The organism is Evansella sp. AB-rgal1 (genome assembly GCF_041820985.1).
Classification (GTDB): domain Bacteria; phylum Bacillota; class Bacilli; order Bacillales; family Salisediminibacteriaceae; genus Evansella.
Window position 1 is genome coordinate 100,052 of the sequence record NZ_JBGUAU010000010.1, and the last position, 18,282, is coordinate 118,333.

The window sequence follows — 18,282 nt, forward strand, 5'->3', positions numbered from 1 at the left end:
CAAAAATAATGTATCATAGCTAGATTTTCGAAAGTACCCGAGTAATTATAGAAAAAAATATGTAAAAACTAGTGAATTGAAGCACTGGGGACGGTTCTCACTGCTTCCTTCGGTTGCCGAAACAAATAACTACGTTACATGATAAGGGAGCATGATTCCTATTACCTTCAAAGTTCCATCGCATACTTATAACTAACATTACTTCTTAAGGTAGTTGAACGTTCATTTCACGCATTTCGTTAACAATATATCAAATCTTACACAGTGCTAGATATAACTAATAAAAATAGAAAAGACCGTTAGTGTTGGTTACATTAACGGTCTGAAATAGTATATTCATTCAAAGAGAACATTGAGATCACACCCTGAAAGTAAATCTATCCATTGAGTCATGAACTCCAATGTGAAGGGATTTCATTTATGATGAATGATAGTATTGCAATTATTTTAGATCCCGTAAAAGGAAGCACTGAGAACCGTCCCCAGTGCTTCCATCTCACTCAGTATCATCGGATGATTTTCTTCCCAGATTAAACAATGCCTTGCTTTTCACCCCTGTTGTTTCTGTTACAAAGGATGCTTCTAGTATTGCGGTTGAGTCTATGGAAAGGACGAGTTCCTTTAGTTTTGGATATCGGAATCTGTCAGTTATACAGTAAATGATATGAACTTCTTGGTTGCTGTATCCTCCAACTCCGTGGAGGTAGGTTATGCTCATTCCTAATTCATCAATTAACTGCTGACCTATTTCCTCTGGTTTTTCAGAAATGATCATCACCGATTTACCTTGATTAATTCCGTCTAACACAAAATCAATTGTTTTGGAGACTATGAAAAATACGGCGATGGAGAACATTGCCTGTTCTAAGGAGAAAACAAAAGCTGCTACGGATAGTATCACGGCGTTAACCATCAATAAGAATTTACTGATCGGTATGTGATATTTTTTGTTGATCCAAATAGCAATCATTTCTGTTCCATCAACAGCTCCACCGGCTTTCACTACAAGACCTATTCCAACTCCAAGCAAGAGACCTCCATAGAGGACGATCAACACTTCGGATGTTGTAATTGCTGGAAATGGCGCCATATTAATTAAAGCGATGGTAGTAATGACATTTGCATAGAGAGTTCGAATAACAAACTTTTTCCCCATATATTTACCTGCCACATAGAGCGACGGGATGTTCAAGATAACAAAAGTGAGCCAAATGGGAAATTTGGTAAGAGCATTAATCATAATGGCAATGGCCGTAACCCCGCCATCAACTAAACTATTTGGTGCTAAGATTAGTTCTAATCCAACGGCCACAATTATAGAGCCGATCGTTAAAATAATATAATCAAAAAGTTTATTCATAAGACCTTCACCATCGTTTCTATAAAATCCACTCTTTTATTTTAACACAAAGGAAGATTTCCGTTATCAAACATGTATGGTCAACCATGATAAGCTCCTAGTTGTTATTGTAAAGTATCTCTATAAAAGTACCTACCACAAAACAAATACTACAAAAAGTATTGATATTTACGATATGTAACTTCCTCTAGCAGTCGAAACTGAAGCCTTTACTAATCAAAGCAAAAGGGGAATATCTCTCCCTTTCATATCCATAAGTTTGCTCTCATTTCTCCTTTTATAATTCCACTGTTTTATGGAAGTGTTCTAGACCTTCCAATTTCTCCTGATAGTCATACATCTATTTTACTATAGGATACGAAATAGAAAATGCCCTCCTATCAACTAAGTCAGTAAGAAGCATAGGTTAAATTACACTATCGATTCAACTATTTTTCGTTCTATTAGTACTTTAGTACAAGCATTTTCGCAGAATATGAATCTAATAGCAATGAAAGAGATTCTTTCCTAGTTATCTAATTTTATCTTGTAATTTTGGGGAATTGCATCTTTAAATGTTCACCAATTTTGATAAGAATCCTTTTACTACTATTCAACTTAAACTTTTTAGGTTTTAAACTATCTTAAGTAAGAAACTCAGACAAAAATGCTAGCATCCCAAGTCTCGTAACAAGCGGATCCATTATTACCATAACAAATGACAGAATCTCGCAGGTTGTCCTATATCAGAAGTTACTTTTTCATATTGATGATTAATACCTTTCATTTTCAATGAGTTGACAAAAATCACAGAAAAACCACAAGTTCATGTTCCCCAAAAAATAATCAAAAAAGGCTTTGTTATACTTTACTGTATTTTTACTTCAAGAGGATTGATTTTTCCTATCTAATAAACTCGACCGTCCATGCTTTCCTCTCTAAGATGTGGAGTTTTTTCCGTGTAGTTTCTTTTTTATATGAATAAGAAATCATCCTCGCATATAACACGGCCTAATAATGAAGGAGATGGTTCTTAATGGTAAGATTTATAAGACCTACAACTGTTACTAGAGTGACTAGCGGATTCAGAACACCTTCTAGACCCAATCATCATGGTGTTGATTTTGCTGAACCTGGTTATCATCCTATTTTCGCAACTGCAGATGGAATTGTATCTCGTTCTTACATTTCCACAAGTTACGGTGAAGTCATCATGATTAGACACACAATTAACGGAGAAACATGGGAAAGTGTTTATGCACATTTACGATCTGGATCAAGAAGTGTGGATGTCGGTAACAGGGTAACCCAAGGAATGCAAATAGGTGTTATGGGAGATACCGGTGATGCTACTGGTCAACACCTACACTTCGAACTGCATAGAGGAATATGGAATCAAAATAAGACAAATGCTGTAAATCCTTTACACTATTTTGAAGAAAAAGAAGATTCTACACCTACCTCTCCAACGTTGTTAAGAAAAGGAAGTATAGGAGAGATTGTTCGTCAATATCAAAATAAATTATTAGCAGCAGGTGAGACTCTGCCACTATTTGGTTCAGATGGAAACTTTGGTAATGAAACAGAGACTGCAGTGAAATCTTTCCAGAATCGAAGAAACATCCAAGTTGACGGAATTATTGGTCCGATAACAAGAAGAGAGCTGGATAAAGTGATGCCTAGTTATAATCGCTTATTACGAGTCCAGAATCCTTATTTAAGTGGGGCAGATGTACTAGCAGTTCAACGTGTGGTAGGAGTTACTACTGATTCATTATATGGACCTAGAACAGAACAGAGTGTTAGAAATTACCAAAATCGATATAATTTAAATGTCGATGGTATTGTTGGTCCTATCACGTGGAGAAACATGTTTGGGAGTTAATATAGAAGAAGCAGTGGGGACGGTTCTCACTGCTTCCTTCGGTTTTCGAAATAAAATCATCAACCACTATCTATAGAAACATCCTGCCCAGAGTACAGTATGGTATAACACTCTGAGCAGGTACTTATGCTCTAGTTCACAAACTACCGCCAATATTTTTTCATAAATTAATTGAAAACAGACAGGAATGTAAACCATTTTACAGACACTTCCACATAATAAATATAGTATTTATTGTAGCATCATCTCTTGATTTGCTAATTCTACTAAACTATCTAGATTAGTTATTGTGTAGTGTTTATTATTTTTTATTAAGTATCCATTTCCTTCTAGCCATTTTATGTTTTTGGCAATCGTTACACGAGTAATACCTAATAAATTTGCCATTTCTTGATGAGTAAAGCTGATAGTTAATTTTATTTGCTGATCTTTTATTTTATCGCCATATCTCATAGCTAAATTAATAAAAGTTGCACATACCCTAGGCATGGATTTTAAATAACTAAGTTCCATAGATTGCATACAAAGCAACCGGTACTTATGTGTAATCATATCTAGCAGTTGGGTGTATAAATTGGGATTTTTACTAAGTTCACTAAGGAAAGTAGTTCTTTTTACTTTTTGAACAATAACTTGTGATGCAGTAATTGCATTTGTTGCATATTTCAAGTCGTTATTTAAACTGCATTCACCTAGTATCCCGTTAACACCAATAATAGCTAAAGCTTTTTCTTCCCCGTTGGGAGAAATCAAACTTAATCTTACTCGTCCAGATACTATTATATATAGGTATTCTCCTAACTCGTTTTGGTGAAAGATCGTATCATCAATATTAAACTTTTGTATAGTTCCTTGGTTTTCCAATAAAGACCAATCATAGTCCAAGCCATCTAACCATGGATTAATAAAATCATAAGCTTGATTATCATGTTTGTTATTCATCGTTACACCTCCAAATATGTTGAAAGGACGTATTTTCTATGAAAAATAATACGACTACTAAATTTCCTGTAGACAGGAATGAATTCCCAATATTACAAGAAAAAATAATGTTATCTAGTTGTTCCCAAAGTGCTTTATCACTGCAAGTTATTCAAGCTTTTGACGATTACAAAAATAGTTTACTATCAAATGGCATGGAATGGGAGGAATGGATGACTATAGTAGAGTCATCTAGGAATCTATTCGCTAAGCTTATAAACTGTGACCCAGAAGAAGTAGCAATTTTAGCTTCTGTTTCCGACTGCATTTCTTCTATTATAAACTCAATACCATTTAACGAAGGAGAAAGTATTTGTGTAACAGATATTGATTTTCCATGCATTGGTCATGCTGCTCTTTCCAATCAAACAATACGAAATGTTCCAGTTACTTTTATTCCTCATCAAAATTATACTATAGATATAGACCAATTTGAAAAATTACATACAAACTCAGTCAAGCTTACTTGTGTTCCCCATGTAAACTATTACAATGGCTTTAAGCTAGATTTAAAATCTATTTCCAATATTGTGCACAAAAATGATTCATTACTGTTTGTAGATGCATACCAGTCTGCCGGTTCTACAAAGATTGATGTGAAAGAAATGGGAATAGATATTTTAGTTTCTGGTATGCAAAAATATTTAATGGGTGTACCTGGAATTGCATTTATGTATATTAATAAGGAAGTTTCTAGTAAATTAACCCCAGCTGTAACAGGTTGGTTTGGACAGAAAAATCCGTTTTTATTCGATTTAAAACACGTGGATTATGCAGAGGCTACGAAGAGATTTAACACGGGTACTCCCCCCGTAGCTAATGCTTATATTGCGGAAAGAGCTTTACAGTATATTTTAAACATTGGAATAGAGAATATCGAAGGTTACTTAAATGAGTTGTCCGAATATACCGTAAAAAAAGCGCAGGAATTAGGCTTTACTATTGTGAGTCCGATAGATACGAAATTAAAAGGCCCAACTACTGCATTACTCATACCAAATGCAAGTAAAGTAGAAGCAACTTTAAAGGAGAGAAATATCATCGTTTCATCAAGACAGGACGTCATTAGAATAGCACCTCATATTTATAATACGAAAGATGATATAGATCATACGTTACACCAACTAGAACCATTTATATCGTAAAAAAATAAGAAGAGCCTACGATTTATAAAATGTAGGCTCTTCTTATTTTTACCCTCTTCTAAATATAATTTTTTGTTGTCCATTTACATTAATATTCTTTCCAATTTCAGCGAGTTCCTTCTTATCTTCTTCTGAAGTGAGTTGTGCGAATAAGTTGCCTGGTAACCATCCCATTGGAAAAAATGTTCTTGCATCTCTTCCATAAAATATACCAACATCATAAATCGGAACAGGAATTCCTCCAAAAGCATGTTCAGGCATAAAAGTAAACAAAAGTTCACCTGGTAATGGAAAGCAAGTTAAGTTTTCAGGAGCTGCATTATACAATAAACCCTTGTTTTTATCATTCGGAGGAAGTTGAACAGAAACTTCCTTTCCAGTGTACATCGCATGTTTCCCGAAAACCTCAACTGGTTCTGAAATTGCTTCCCAAAAAGCTTCACATGTCTTTGGCGCTTTTTCTGTCAATAACTCTACTTTGAATTCTTTTCCTTCTTCCGGAAATTCAATTAAAAAGTATTTCATACTTCCCCTCCTAGACAACACTTGGTTCAAATAGTAGTTTATTCGTTTCGAATCTATCAAAATGTAAGGAACTTACATCCATTGGTTGTTTTTCCCCCGCTATCATACATGCAATAGATTCACCTATTGCTGGTGACATCATGAATCCATGTCCACTCATTCCCACAGCTTGATAATAACCATCTATACCATTCACATCACCTAGGATCGCTTGATGATCTGGTGTACTATCATAAATTCCATCTATATGTGTTCTTAATTCAACCTGATCTAGCACCGGAAATATCTCTCTTCCTACCTCTAACGTTTTTCTTTGGAAATCTTGAAGATTTGAATCTGCGTCTAGATCCTTACCTAAATAACTCATGTAAAGAACTCCGTTTGCAAATTGTTTAGCTGCAAACCCTTTCTCAAAAGACATTAATAATGGATCCAAAAGTCTCTCTTCGATTTTCTTGGTATACAGGATACGTCTTTTCTCAAACGTAATTGGCAAGTGAACGTCTATTGTTTCTGCTAACTCTTTTGAACCTAAACCAGCTGCATTTACCACAAAGTCAGATGCAATCTCTCCATTTTCTTTTGTGAATATCCCTGTTACCTTGTTATCAGAGCTCTTTAGAATCTTTACTACTTCATCATCGATAAAGGTTGTACCCTCTCTTTTTGCTGCGTCAGCAAAACTTTGCGTTACATGATTGGCATCATCTACAAAGCCATCTGTTCCACAAAATGAGGCAGTTAGGAACGAATCTTTATTAATTCCTGGAATAATTTCTTCTACTTCATCCGGTGTTAACATGCGAGTAGGTATATCTAAAGAGTTTTGTAGTTTCATAATATCTTGATAACCTTCTATCGCTCGATCACTGTGAAACGTACGTAAATAACCAACACTTTTATACCCAATCTTTTCTTTAGGCTGTAAATGTTCGTTAATGTTTTCAAAGAACGAAACGGATCTTTTAGACATTAAGCAATTGATTTCTGTCCCCCACTGTTGACGTACACCTCCTGGGCAAATACCAGTAACCCCTGAGGCAATCCCACCTTTATCTACAACTAACAATTTCTTAAATCCTTTTGTTGTTAGGTGGTAGGCAATGGAGCAGCCAATTATACCTGCACCAACGATAATTCCATCATATTTTTCCATTATGAATCCCCCTCATTTCAATCAAGACCTTATTAAAATCAGTTCATCCTGTCGTTTGGTTAAATATTTTGCCCCTGTTTCTCCAACTACTACGTTTTCCTCCACTATAAAATGGATTCCCTTATCCCTAAGAAAAACAGTTGGTTCAATTGTGAATACATTTCCAGACTCAATTACTTCATAAGGAGAATTTCCATAACGTGCCCATCTTGGTCCTAGTAATGCTCCTCCATCATGAACATCTCTACCTATTTGGTGTCCTGTTGCATGCTCAATTTCTGGATAGCCATTATCTACTAAATGTGTTCGAGCTACTTCATCCACTTCGTATCCTTGAATACCTGGCTTTATTTTGTCAAATGCTTTTGAGATCGCCTCGTGGATCGTGTGAAAAGTTCGATTCACTTCTTCAGGAGCCTGGTCTTCTTCATCCTTAAGAAAATAAACGGTTCTTGCAATATCAGAAACATACCCGTTGTAATCTACACTAAAATCGAAAATAACCAAATCTCCTTTATCAATAATTACATCACTAGGTGCACGGTGAGCTATATTCTCCTTCATAACGATCGGCATTGATAAGGCTCTGTCAATTCCATTTACTAATGTTCTTTCTTCTAGTGCTTCAACAAATAATTTGCCTATCTGTTTTTCCGTCATTCCAGCCTTCATTTTCGTAAATATTTCTTCATAAATCTCATGAGTAATGTCGATTGCCTTTTGAATGTTAGCAATTTCTGACTCCGTTTTGATACTTCTTAGTTTCTTTAAAAATTGGTCTGCAGGTACGTATGACCCCTGGAAAACATCGGCTAATGTTTTTTTCAACCATCTAAATCTTCCCTCAGTTAAACCATCTGCTAAATGTTCTTCTTTTGATTTATTCACTGCAATCTTATTAGGATTAATTTTCCCTACAAGATCAGCCAACACTTCAGCTAAATTGCTAGAGTATGTGAACACTTCATGATAGAGCTCGGATTCTTCAATATCTTGTGCATCTATGCTACTACATACAGCAAATTTTTCTCCCGTTTTTGTAAATAAAAATGCACCTGGGCCAACAGTCTTTACGCCTGTAATTAATGGTAAAGATATGTCGCTTGCTTCACTTGTATAAATAATCCATAAATCTATATCCAGCTTATGTAAGTATTCTGCAGCCTGTATCATTTTTTCTTTCTGTGTTTCATACATGACTTACACCTCCTAAATTCTACAATAATCACATACCGTTCGTTTCATTACTTCTACCCCAAATTCAAATGAATCGATTTCTATTCTTTCATTAATGTTATGAACCCGTTTTAACACTTCACGAAAAGGTGTATACACTGGTGAAATACCATATATGTTGTCAGCATACTCAGAAAGAAATCGCCCATCTGTTCTACCTAATGCAGTAAATGGAACCCATTCACTGTCAAAGCTTAACTCCTGACCATTCTTTTTAAATAGTGATATTAATTCATGATCTGGATTACTGATGTATCCCTTTTGAAAATCGAGTAGTTCCCAGCTTTTTTTATCAGTAAATATACTCTCGATAAATGATAGAAGTGATTCTCTATTCATATCTGGTAGTGTCCTAAACTGAATGTCCACAAATCCTCTACTTGGTATCACATTTATGCTATCACCTATTTCAAAATTTTCGATACTAAACGTCATTTGGCTCATATATTCTTGCAATTGTTTCACAAGCTTATGATCTTCTGACGCACTACTGCTATAATCATCAACTTTTATAAATTGAGTGAAACGGTTTGAAATAATATCATCTTGTTTATTGGCAGTACTCTTTAGAATTTTTTCGAGACTATCTATTATGTCTCCAGAAGCTGTGTTTGTTGGTGGTGATGCTGCATGCCCACCAGGTCCTTCGCCGTGTATTCGCACTTTCGCTGTACCTTTTTCAGCCGATGCGAACAAAATACTTGTGTTATTATCTTGGTCCTTAACGGTAAAGCCTCCACCTTCACTTAAAACCGTTGAACCTTTGAAAATATGGAAATACTTCTTAGCAAGAAATTCCATACCTTCTTTACTTCCAGACTCTTCATCGGCAGTCACTATAAAAAATACATCTCTATTTAATGATTCGAGTTCTTTCAATTTCAAGAAAGCTATGAGATGCATTACTGTCAATTGTTTTGTATCCAGAGTTCCTCTTCCCCATATACACCCTTCTTCTATCCGTCCTTCGAATGGGCCATATGTCCAATCTTCGCTAAAAGCAGGAACAACATCCATATGTGATAAAAGAATTAATGATGGGTTCCTATCATTACCTTTAATTTTGGCAATAAGATTAGAGCGACCATTAGGGCTTTCTACCACTTCTGACTCGATGTCATGATCTAGTAAAATCGAATGTATATAATTAATTGCTACTTCTTCGTTACAGTTTGATGTATCCATACTAAGGATGTTTGTAAATAGATCCATTGCTTTTATCTTCTTCATTCTGTCACCTATTCTGAAGGAATTAAAATTAATTCATTTTGTGGAACACTTAATAACTCAGCACCCTTTTCAGTCATGACAACATTCTCTTCCACTAAGATACAAGGTAGTCCATCATCTTGAATTACTGTCGGTTCTATTGCATAGATTTCTCCAACTTCTAGAACACCTTCCACCTCAGGCCTTTTAGGAACACGCTTTGGACCTAGGATAGTACCACCATCGTGAGTATCTCTCCCCACTTGATGACCTACAGAATGACGAATGGTAGGGTACCCATTATCTTCTATCACCTGTCTACCTACCGCATCAACTTCGAATCCCTTGTGCCCTGGCTTCATAAACTGAATTGTTTCTTTTATCGCTTTTACTGCGGAATCAAACGCATGTTGAATATCTTTCGGAGCTGCTGTTTGTCCTTGTTCTAGAAAATAAATGGTACGAGCAATGTCGGAAACATAATTTTCATACCTTAAGCTAAAATCAAATATAACAATGTCACCAGGTTGCACTTTAAAATCACCTGGTTTCCTATGCGCTAGTCCGTTTCTTACAGAGCAAACCATTGGTAAATCGAATGCGTTCCCTAATCCGTTCGTTACACCTCTTCTTTTCATTTCTTTCACAAAAATATTTCCCATTTCAATTTCAGTCATTCCTGGTTTCACTTGCTGGAAAACATATTCATATATTTCATTTGTTAATGAAATTGCTTTTTTTACTAACTGTAACTCTGATGCAGTCTTTACACTTCGTAATTGTTTTAGAATTTTCTCACTACTTACTTCAATTTCCCCTAACTTTTCATTGCCAATTCTATCACTTAACCATTCATATAAACCTGATGTTAACCCGTCACATAAATGATCCGATTCAGAAACATTAAGCGCTAATTTTTTAACATTCAATGATTCAAATGTATCTATGAATTTTTCATCTACACTTGAATCATATTGTATAACCTTTGTAAACAACCCAGTTGCTTCGTAGCTTCCGAAATCACTTGCAGACGTTAACACGATATGTTCTCCATTCGCTCGAATGAATATAGCAGCTAAATGAACAGATCTAACACTTACTAATAACGGCATTGACGGATCTGTTCCTTCACGTGTTAGGATTAACCATGTGTCAATCCCTTCTTCTTCCATGAGTATTTTTGCCTGGTTAAGCTTTTCCATTGATATGTTTGGATCCCCTAACTTCATGCCACATCCCCCTTTTCTATCGCTTTCATTATCTTATACATTTGTTTCATTCCGAAAACAAATGACTGAATTGATATTTTTTCGTTCCTTCCATGCACCATTTTTATCGCTTCATGAAATGGTAAGTCTAAATGAGTAGGACAGTATCCATATACTTTTGATCTGTACGGAAGCAAATGTCTCCCATCACTACTTCCAATTGATAAAAAAGGAACAATTCGTGCAATACTCACATCTTCTTGTAGTAGATTTTCAAAAATAGAAAGAAGATCCCTATCAAGAGAAGTTTCATATCCTTGTGAAAAAGACAATATCTCATATTTCACATTTAAGCCTTTCAGTTTTTCTGTTACGATGTTCTCGAAACTCGTTCTATCTATGTAGGGTAAGGTTCTAGAATCTAATAGAATTTCAAATCCATTTTGAAATTCTTTTCTTGCCCTCCCGCCTCTCCATCTAGTAAAAGCAAAAGTCGTTTTGGTCATAGCATGTAATAACCGATGAAGCTCACTTGGTAGCTTTTCAATAAACAACGCAGGATTTTCTCGATCAAAATGCAGATCTTCATTCGTTGCAATTGTTTGGAACATATAAGTAACTAAATCAGGTAAAGACTCGTTCACTAATGGCTCGCTAAACCTTTGATGAAATTTGATAAGATCCGTTAGAGGTTCGTGATTCGGCAAATATGGATTTTCAGAGAATTGAGATTCAAAAGTAAATTTAACTCTGGCAACGCCCTTTTGTCCCATTTCTGCAAGATAATATGGAGTTTCATTAATAATTAATGGGAATCCTCCACCTTCATTAAAGACCAAGGAATCTATGAAAAGACTTCCTTTTTTCTTTAATAAAGCTAATAATCCGAATTCACTACCTGCCTCTTCATCCGAAGTGACTACCATAATTAAATCTAAAGGTGATTTGTCTTTTTTTAGAGCTATCATTACCATTAAATGAATAATAGTGAGTTGTTTCGTATCAATTGTACCCCTTCCCCAAATATATTTATCTTTTACTATCCCTTCAAAAGGAGGTACATCCCATTCAGAAGAATCTGCTGGAACCACGTCTACATGAGATAAAAGAACAGTTGGGGATGTATAGTTTTGTTTTAATGATATGATTAAATTTCCTCTGTTAAGATCCGTTTTGAATAATTCCGTTTTTAGCCCTGCTTGTTTCGCTATCTTCTCCAAATATAATAAAGCTGATAATTCGTCACCTGGTGGATTTGAAGTATTTATTTTTATAAGGTTGCTTAAATATTCTATTGCTTTTTTTTCAACCACTTCCAAAGAATTTAGCATCATTTTCACCAACTAGTATTTTTATATTATTATAAATGAATATTCTAAATAGTTATGTAAAGCATTTTACACCATACTTTTGTGCGTAATAATTTTTTTCCTTGATTATTACGTTGACATTCTCTATAAAAGCAATTTAGAAGGAAAAGAAAAAACTCCGATTTGAGTAATTATCAAAATCGGAGTTTTCCATTTTAATTATTGAAGAGAAACACCGCGGAATTGATAGATTCCATTAGGTGCAACTCCAAATCCACTAACTGAATCACTAACACCAACAATATAATCTGTATGGTTAAGATATACCATTGGAGCTTGTTCTACTAACATTTTTTGTGCTTGTGAGTAAAGGTCTAGTCTAACATCAGGATCTGACTCCTGACGTGCAGTATCTAGAATCTCGTCGATCTCAGCATTATCAAAGAAAGTCATATTCCCTGGTTGACCATGATTATCTGAGTGGAACAGTGCATGAGTTGCGTAGTCACCATCCATCGTAGGTGTTGACCATCCAAGAATGAACATTTCTGTATTTCCGCCTGCAGCATCGTCAACAAACGCTCCAAACTCCATTCCTTCCACATTCACAGTGATCCCCAACTCAGATAGTGCATATTCAATATAGATTGCAATATCCATTCTTTGTGTATTTTCATGGTTCGTTTTTAATGTTACCTCAAACCCGTCCGCATAACCTGCTTCTGCCATTAGCTCCTTAGCTTTATCCATGTCATACCCTAAACCTTCGATATTAGGATCAAAACCAAATACCGCCGGTGGAATAGGCCCTACTGCTGGAACACTAGTGCCATAATAGATTCCTTCAACTATTTCTTGTTGGTCAATAGCTAACGTAATCGCTTGTCTTACTAATGGGTTGTCAAAAGGTTCAACTTGAGTATTAAATCCAACAAAGTTTATTGATGTACTTTCTTCTTCCAAAACAGATACATCTGCGATATCGTTTACCCTGTTTACATTTTGTGGTCCAATTGCATCAGCAATATGAACAGCACCAGTTTGTAGTTCCGCTATACGAGTATCAACCTCTGGAACAACCTTATAAGTTATGCTATTAAGGGCAACAGGATCTCCCCAATATTCTTCATTTTTAGTTAAAACTGTTTCATCACCAGGCGTTCTTTTTTCTAACTTGAAAGGTCCTGTTCCCATTGGATTAGAAGAAATATAAGAGTCAATATCTTCTCCATTTGCAACCGCCTCTGCGTCTGCTGCAATGATCTCTCCTGACATAATTGCTGTACTTCCATGTGCTAAGTGATTTATAAATGGTCCAAATGGATACTTAAGATTTATTTCAACAACATAATCGCTAACAACTTCGATTGTATCCACGGAACCTAATAGAAACGCACCGGCAGATCCAATTTCTGGATCAATTAGACGATCAAAAGTTGCTTTAACGACTTCAGCGTTTAAATCTGATCCATCATGGAACTTAACACCTTCGCGAATATCAAAATGCCAAGTAGTGTCATCAATTAACTCCCAATTTGTCGCTAATCGCGGCTGTGGTTCAGCATTCTCATCTAAGTATACAAGAGTCTCAAAAATATTCTCTTTTACATTACTAGATGGAACATCGTTAGACCCTTGCACCGATAAGGAAGATAGATCAGCTGGTACTGCAATAATTAAGTCTTGATCTGCATCTCCACCGTTCTCAGAATTATTATTATTATTATCTCCATTAGTCTCATTGTTCTCAGTATTGTCATTGTTTCCAGTAGTATCCCCCGTGGATGGCGTACCATTTCCAGCACAAGCTGCTAAAAACAAAAATAGACCAAAAACTAACGCAATAAACCGAATTTTCTTGAAATTCAAAGCATTTCCCTCCCTGATATTTATAATTTTAAAAGATTACAAGATACCCAAGTAGCATGGTATTCAAGTTTAAAATAAAATATAGACCATCTTTTTAAAAATATCAAGTATAATTTAATAGCAATTCTTTATATGAACTTAGTATTATGTTGCTAAACACCTCTTAAATTATAGGAATATTCATAAACTTACATTAAGTATATTTTTTTCTATCATCTAGCCTTCTCACTACTTTCCAATAAAAATTATTTTTTTCTCTGTGATAATTTGAACTCAAGTATCACCTCTACCATTTATTCATTACAACAGAAATTAAATATATCAATATATCATATATTTCAGAAAAAATAAATAAAGCAAAATATAGTATTTCACATGTGAATTGTGTTAAAATTCTGAAATAAGTTGCGTGTGGCTAATAACTACTCTATTTTAGGTTCATCGATAAAAATCTATTATTTATGATTGGAGGAATATCAATGCAAATGAAAAGCGCCCAGCAAAAAGTCTTTCCACCTACTCAAACAAATCCTAGATTAAGAAGTTTTAAAGATTTTATGAAACGTTTAAGTAAAAACAAAGCTGCACTTATTGGTGGGTATCTCATTCTATTCTTAATTATCATTGCAATTATTGGTCCGTATTTTTTATCTCATGGTACCAATGAAATCAGCTATTCATCACGATCGCAATCACCATCATTAGAAAACTGGTTAGGTACAGACCAACATGGTCGCGACATTTTTTCGCGAATAATTTATGGTGCTCGAATAACTCTACTTGTTGGTTTATTATCCGTGTTTATTGGTGGTACCATCGGAGTTTTCATAGGGATTTTCTCCGGTTACTACGGGGGAAAAATTGATACTGTAATAATGAGGATTATGGATGTATTGCTAGCATTTCCAGGTATTCTATTAGCGTTAGCCATTGTTAGTATACTAGGACCTAGTATTTTAAATGTTATTTACGCTATAGCAATCTATTCTATCCCTACTTTTGCGAGAGTTGCGAGAGGTTCTACGCTAGCTACTAAAAATTTAGAGTACATAGATGCTATTAAAGCGCTAGGAGCAACTGATACTAAAATTATCTTTAAACATATACTTCCTAACGTCACATCTCCTATTATCGTACAAACATCCGTTTCCATCGCTTCAGCAATATTAACTGCTAGTGGGTTGTCCTTTTTAGGGTTAGGAGCTCAACCTCCTTCACCCGAATGGGGAGCAATGCTGAATGATGGTAGAGGATATATGTATGACGCACCTCATATTGCTTTATTCCCAGGTTTAGCAATTATCATTGTCGTGCTAGCTTTTAACATATTCGGAGATGGAGTAAGGGATGCTTTAGATCCTAAATCTAATAGATAAAAGGTGGTGGGAATATGATACAATTTGTCATTCGTCGTTTGTTACAGTTAATACCTGTATTACTTGGAGTTTCTATACTTGTTTTCTCTATGATGCATATTACACCTGGGAGTCCAGCTGTGATTATTGCAGGTGAAGGAGCAAACCAAGAAACATTGGATAACATTAATCAACGACTTGGTTTAAATGATCCGATACATGTCCAATATTTTAATTTTTTATTTGATGCAATTCGATTTGATTTTGGAAATTCATGGCGCTCCGGGATACCAGTATCTGAAGAAATAGCTCCACGAATATGGGTTACAATAGAGCTTGCGGTTTATAGTACAATATTAAGTATTTTTATGGGATTAATAGCTGGCATAATTTCAGCTGTTCGTAAATACACAATGACTGATGTAATAATTATGATAGTGGCTTTGTTTGGATTATCAATGCCTAACTTTTGGTTAGGTTTAATGTTAATTCAATGGTTTTCAGTTGGACTTGGATGGTTCCCCGCAACCGGTTGGGGATCAGCCCCACAAGTAGTTTTACCTGTAATAGCTTTAGGCACAGCTGGTGCTGCAATTATTGCTAGAATGACGAGATCAAGTATGCTTGAAGTTTTAACACAAGATTATATTCGAACAGCTAGAGCAAAAGGGGTAAAACAAAGAATCGTAGTCTATCGGCACGCTCTTAAAAATGCGTTAATTCCTGTCATAACTGTTGTTGGACTACAGTTTGGATTTCTATTAGGTGGAGCCGTTTTAACGGAAACAGTATTTGCAATAAATGGACTAGGTAGGTTGGTTGTTGACCGGATTGCCGCAAGAGACTTTCCTGTCGTTCAAGCTTCCGTATTAATTATTGCAACTCTCTTCGTTCTTGTAAATTTCTTAGTTGATATTTCCTATAGAATGGTGAATAAACGAATAGACCTAGATTGATGAAAGGAGGCTCCTCATGAGTAAAAACATTTTAGAAGTATCAGATTTAAAAACATATTTTTACTTAGATGACAATAAAGTTGTTAAATCAGTAGATGGCGTTACCTTTGCGGTTCCAGAAGGGAAAACTTTAGGTATAGTTGGAGAATCCGGTTCTGGTAAAAGCGTAACAGCTCTATCTATCCTCAAATTAATCGATAAACCCGGTCAAATTGCAGGAGGTAGTATACTATTTGATGATACAGAAGAGTTAACTTCTCTATCAGAATCAGCAATGCAAAAAATACGTGGAAATAATATATCTATGATTTTTCAAGAACCTATGACATCATTAAATCCTGTTCATACTATAGGAAGACAAATTCAGGAATCATTAGATATTCATCAAAACCTAAATAAAAAACAAACGAAAGAAAAGGTAATAGAGCTTTTACAACTAGTAGGGATTCCATCACCCGAAAAAAGAATAACTCAATACCCTTATGAATTATCTGGGGGAATGCGCCAACGGGTTATGATTGCAATGGCATTGGCCTGTAATCCTAAACTACTAATTGCAGATGAGCCAACGACAGCTCTAGATGTAACTATTCAGGCTCAAATTTTAGAATTAATAAAAATGCTACAAGCAGAAATCGGAATGTCCGTTGTTTTAATCACCCATGATTTAGGAGTAGTAGCAGAGACCTGTGATTATGTTGCTGTTATGTATTCAGGAAAAATTGTAGAGTATTCAGACGTTTATACTTTATTTGAGAATCCTCGTCATCCTTATACTGTTGGCTTATTAAACTCCCTACCTCGTCACGATATTGATGTAGAAGAATTAACACCAATCAAAGGCATGGTACCAAGTCCTGAGGATATGCCAGAAGGATGCCGTTTTGCTCCAAGATGTCCTTTTGCAACAGATCAGTGTCATAATGAACTCCCTGATTTACAAGATATCGGTGAAAATGAACAAATTCGTTGTTGGATTTATACCGATAAGTGGGATGGAGATCCGGAGGTGAAAGTAAGTGAGTCAAAAAGAGCTTTTAAAAGTTACTAATTTAAAAAAATACTTTCCAATAAAAGGCGGTTTCTTTGGGAAAAAGATTAATGATGTAAAAGCTATTGATGATATCTCCTTCTCCATAAAGGAAGGGGAAACATTATCAATTGTTGGAGAGTCTGGTTGTGGTAAATCCACTACCGGGAGAGCAGTTCTAAGACTGGATGAACCTACGGAAGGGTCCATTGAGTTTGACGGAGTTGATTTACTTACTCTTAATAAGAAGCAAATGCGAAAAATGCGAAAAGATATTCAAATCATCTTCCAGGATCCATATGCTTCTCTTAATCCAAGACAAACGGTACGGCAAATTTTAAATGAAGCTATCGAGATTCAAAATGTTGTTCCAAAGAAGGAACGAAATGATACTATTCATAACTTAATGGAAATAGTAGGTCTCCAACCACATCAGATTGATAGATTTCCACATGAATTTTCAGGCGGCCAGAGACAACGAATTGGAATTGCTAGAGCATTATCTGTAAATCCAAAGCTAATCGTATGTGACGAAGCAGTTTCAGCCCTTGATGTTTCTATACAGGCGCAAATACTAAATCTACTAAAAAGATTACAAAGGGAATTTAACCTTACTTATTTATTTATATCTCATGATCTAGGTGTTGTTCGACACATCTCAGATAGAATTGTCGTTATGTACTTAGGTAGAATAGTAGAAATCGGTGATAAGAAATCGATATTTGAAAACCCTGAGCATCCATACACAAAAGCTCTTCTATCGGCAATTCCTATACCAGATCCAAGAAAGAGAAAAAACAAAATATTTTTAAAGGGGGATATCCCTTCTCCTATCGATCCTCCGACGGGATGTCGCTTTCATACTCGTTGTCCTTTTGTTACAGACAAATGTAAAACGGAAGAACCTCTGCTTCGCCAAACGGCGGATATGAACAATGGGCATTTGGGGGCGTGTCACTATATGGAGCAAATTAAAAGCGGTGAACATAAGCCTCTACCAGAAGTATTATCATTGAAATAATCCTACTTTATAATACTGTAGATAACCTATATGGATCTTTCTACAGTATTATCTATT

At 35.4% G+C, this 18,282-nt stretch carries 15 protein-coding genes; 6 read left to right on the top strand and 9 right to left on the bottom strand.

Annotated features, from left to right (window positions below):
* Positions 1-496: 496 nt before the first annotated feature.
* Entirely contained in the window at positions 497-1,360 is an 864-nt protein-coding gene (locus ACERII_RS10415) for a YitT family protein (protein WP_373642137.1), read from the bottom strand.
* A gap of 1,015 nt (positions 1,361-2,375) precedes the next feature.
* Here ACERII_RS10415 and ACERII_RS10420 point away from each other — a divergent pair.
* Positions 2,376-3,224 (top strand): peptidoglycan DD-metalloendopeptidase family protein, encoded by an 849-nt coding sequence (locus tag ACERII_RS10420; RefSeq protein WP_373642139.1) that lies wholly within the window; start codon positions 2,376-2,378, stop codon positions 3,222-3,224.
* 231 nt (positions 3,225-3,455) lie between these two features.
* Here ACERII_RS10420 and ACERII_RS10425 read toward each other — a convergent pair whose 3' ends face one another.
* Positions 3,456-4,166, bottom strand: a complete 711-nt coding sequence (locus ACERII_RS10425) for a Crp/Fnr family transcriptional regulator (RefSeq protein ID WP_373642140.1) — start codon at positions 4,164-4,166, stop codon at positions 3,456-3,458.
* Between the two features lie 38 nt (positions 4,167-4,204).
* On the opposite strand from ACERII_RS10425, the gene ACERII_RS10430 reads away from it, so the two are divergent.
* Complete coding sequence (locus ACERII_RS10430) at positions 4,205-5,350, top strand: aminotransferase class V-fold PLP-dependent enzyme (RefSeq protein WP_373642141.1); 1,146 nt, start codon at positions 4,205-4,207, stop codon at positions 5,348-5,350.
* 48 nt (positions 5,351-5,398) lie between these two features.
* On the opposite strand, the gene ACERII_RS10435 is transcribed toward ACERII_RS10430, so the two are convergent.
* The 7 genes from ACERII_RS10435 to ACERII_RS10465 form a co-directional block, all read right to left on the bottom strand.
* Entirely contained in the window at positions 5,399-5,875 is a 477-nt protein-coding gene (locus ACERII_RS10435) for a DUF3830 family protein (protein ID WP_373642143.1), read from the bottom strand.
* A gap of 10 nt (positions 5,876-5,885) precedes the next feature.
* Complete coding sequence (locus ACERII_RS10440) at positions 5,886-7,031, bottom strand: NAD(P)/FAD-dependent oxidoreductase (protein ID WP_373642145.1); 1,146 nt, start codon at positions 7,029-7,031, stop codon at positions 5,886-5,888.
* Positions 7,032-7,052: 21 nt separating this feature from the next.
* Positions 7,053-8,228, bottom strand: a complete 1,176-nt coding sequence (locus ACERII_RS10445; protein ID WP_373642147.1) for a M24 family metallopeptidase — start codon at positions 8,226-8,228, stop codon at positions 7,053-7,055.
* Between the two features lie 12 nt (positions 8,229-8,240).
* Positions 8,241-9,497, bottom strand: a complete 1,257-nt coding sequence (locus ACERII_RS10450; RefSeq protein WP_373642149.1) for a M20/M25/M40 family metallo-hydrolase — start codon at positions 9,495-9,497, stop codon at positions 8,241-8,243.
* A gap of 8 nt (positions 9,498-9,505) precedes the next feature.
* Complete coding sequence (locus ACERII_RS10455; protein WP_373642150.1) at positions 9,506-10,705, bottom strand: M24 family metallopeptidase; 1,200 nt, start codon at positions 10,703-10,705, stop codon at positions 9,506-9,508.
* Positions 10,702-12,015 carry a M20/M25/M40 family metallo-hydrolase gene (locus ACERII_RS10460; protein ID WP_373642152.1) on the bottom strand — a complete coding sequence of 438 codons (1,314 nt, stop codon included), beginning with the start codon at positions 12,013-12,015 and terminating at the stop codon, positions 10,702-10,704. The genes ACERII_RS10455 and ACERII_RS10460 overlap by 4 nt, the downstream gene beginning before the upstream one ends.
* A gap of 198 nt (positions 12,016-12,213) precedes the next feature.
* Positions 12,214-13,863 (bottom strand): glutathione ABC transporter substrate-binding protein, encoded by a 1,650-nt coding sequence (locus ACERII_RS10465; protein ID WP_373642153.1) that lies wholly within the window; start codon positions 13,861-13,863, stop codon positions 12,214-12,216.
* Between the two features lie 479 nt (positions 13,864-14,342).
* On the opposite strand from ACERII_RS10465, the gene nikC reads away from it, so the two are divergent.
* Genes nikC through ACERII_RS10485 form a run of 4 tightly spaced genes read left to right on the top strand, consistent with a single transcriptional unit; the run spans position 14,343 to position 18,225 of the window.
* On the top strand, positions 14,343-15,239 hold the full coding sequence (nikC, locus tag ACERII_RS10470) for a nickel transporter permease (RefSeq protein WP_373642155.1): 897 nt from the start codon (positions 14,343-14,345) through the stop codon (positions 15,237-15,239).
* A 14-nt stretch (positions 15,240-15,253) separates the two neighbouring features.
* Positions 15,254-16,174: an ABC transporter permease gene (locus ACERII_RS10475; RefSeq protein ID WP_373642157.1), complete on the top strand. Its 921-nt coding sequence runs from the start codon at positions 15,254-15,256 to the stop codon at positions 16,172-16,174.
* Positions 16,175-16,190: 16 nt separating this feature from the next.
* Complete coding sequence (locus tag ACERII_RS10480) at positions 16,191-17,225, top strand: ABC transporter ATP-binding protein (protein ID WP_373642159.1); 1,035 nt, start codon at positions 16,191-16,193, stop codon at positions 17,223-17,225.
* Positions 17,194-18,225, top strand: a complete 1,032-nt coding sequence (locus tag ACERII_RS10485; protein WP_373642161.1) for an ABC transporter ATP-binding protein — start codon at positions 17,194-17,196, stop codon at positions 18,223-18,225. Before ACERII_RS10480 ends, ACERII_RS10485 begins: the two co-directional genes overlap by 32 nt.
* Positions 18,226-18,282: the final 57 nt, after the last annotated feature.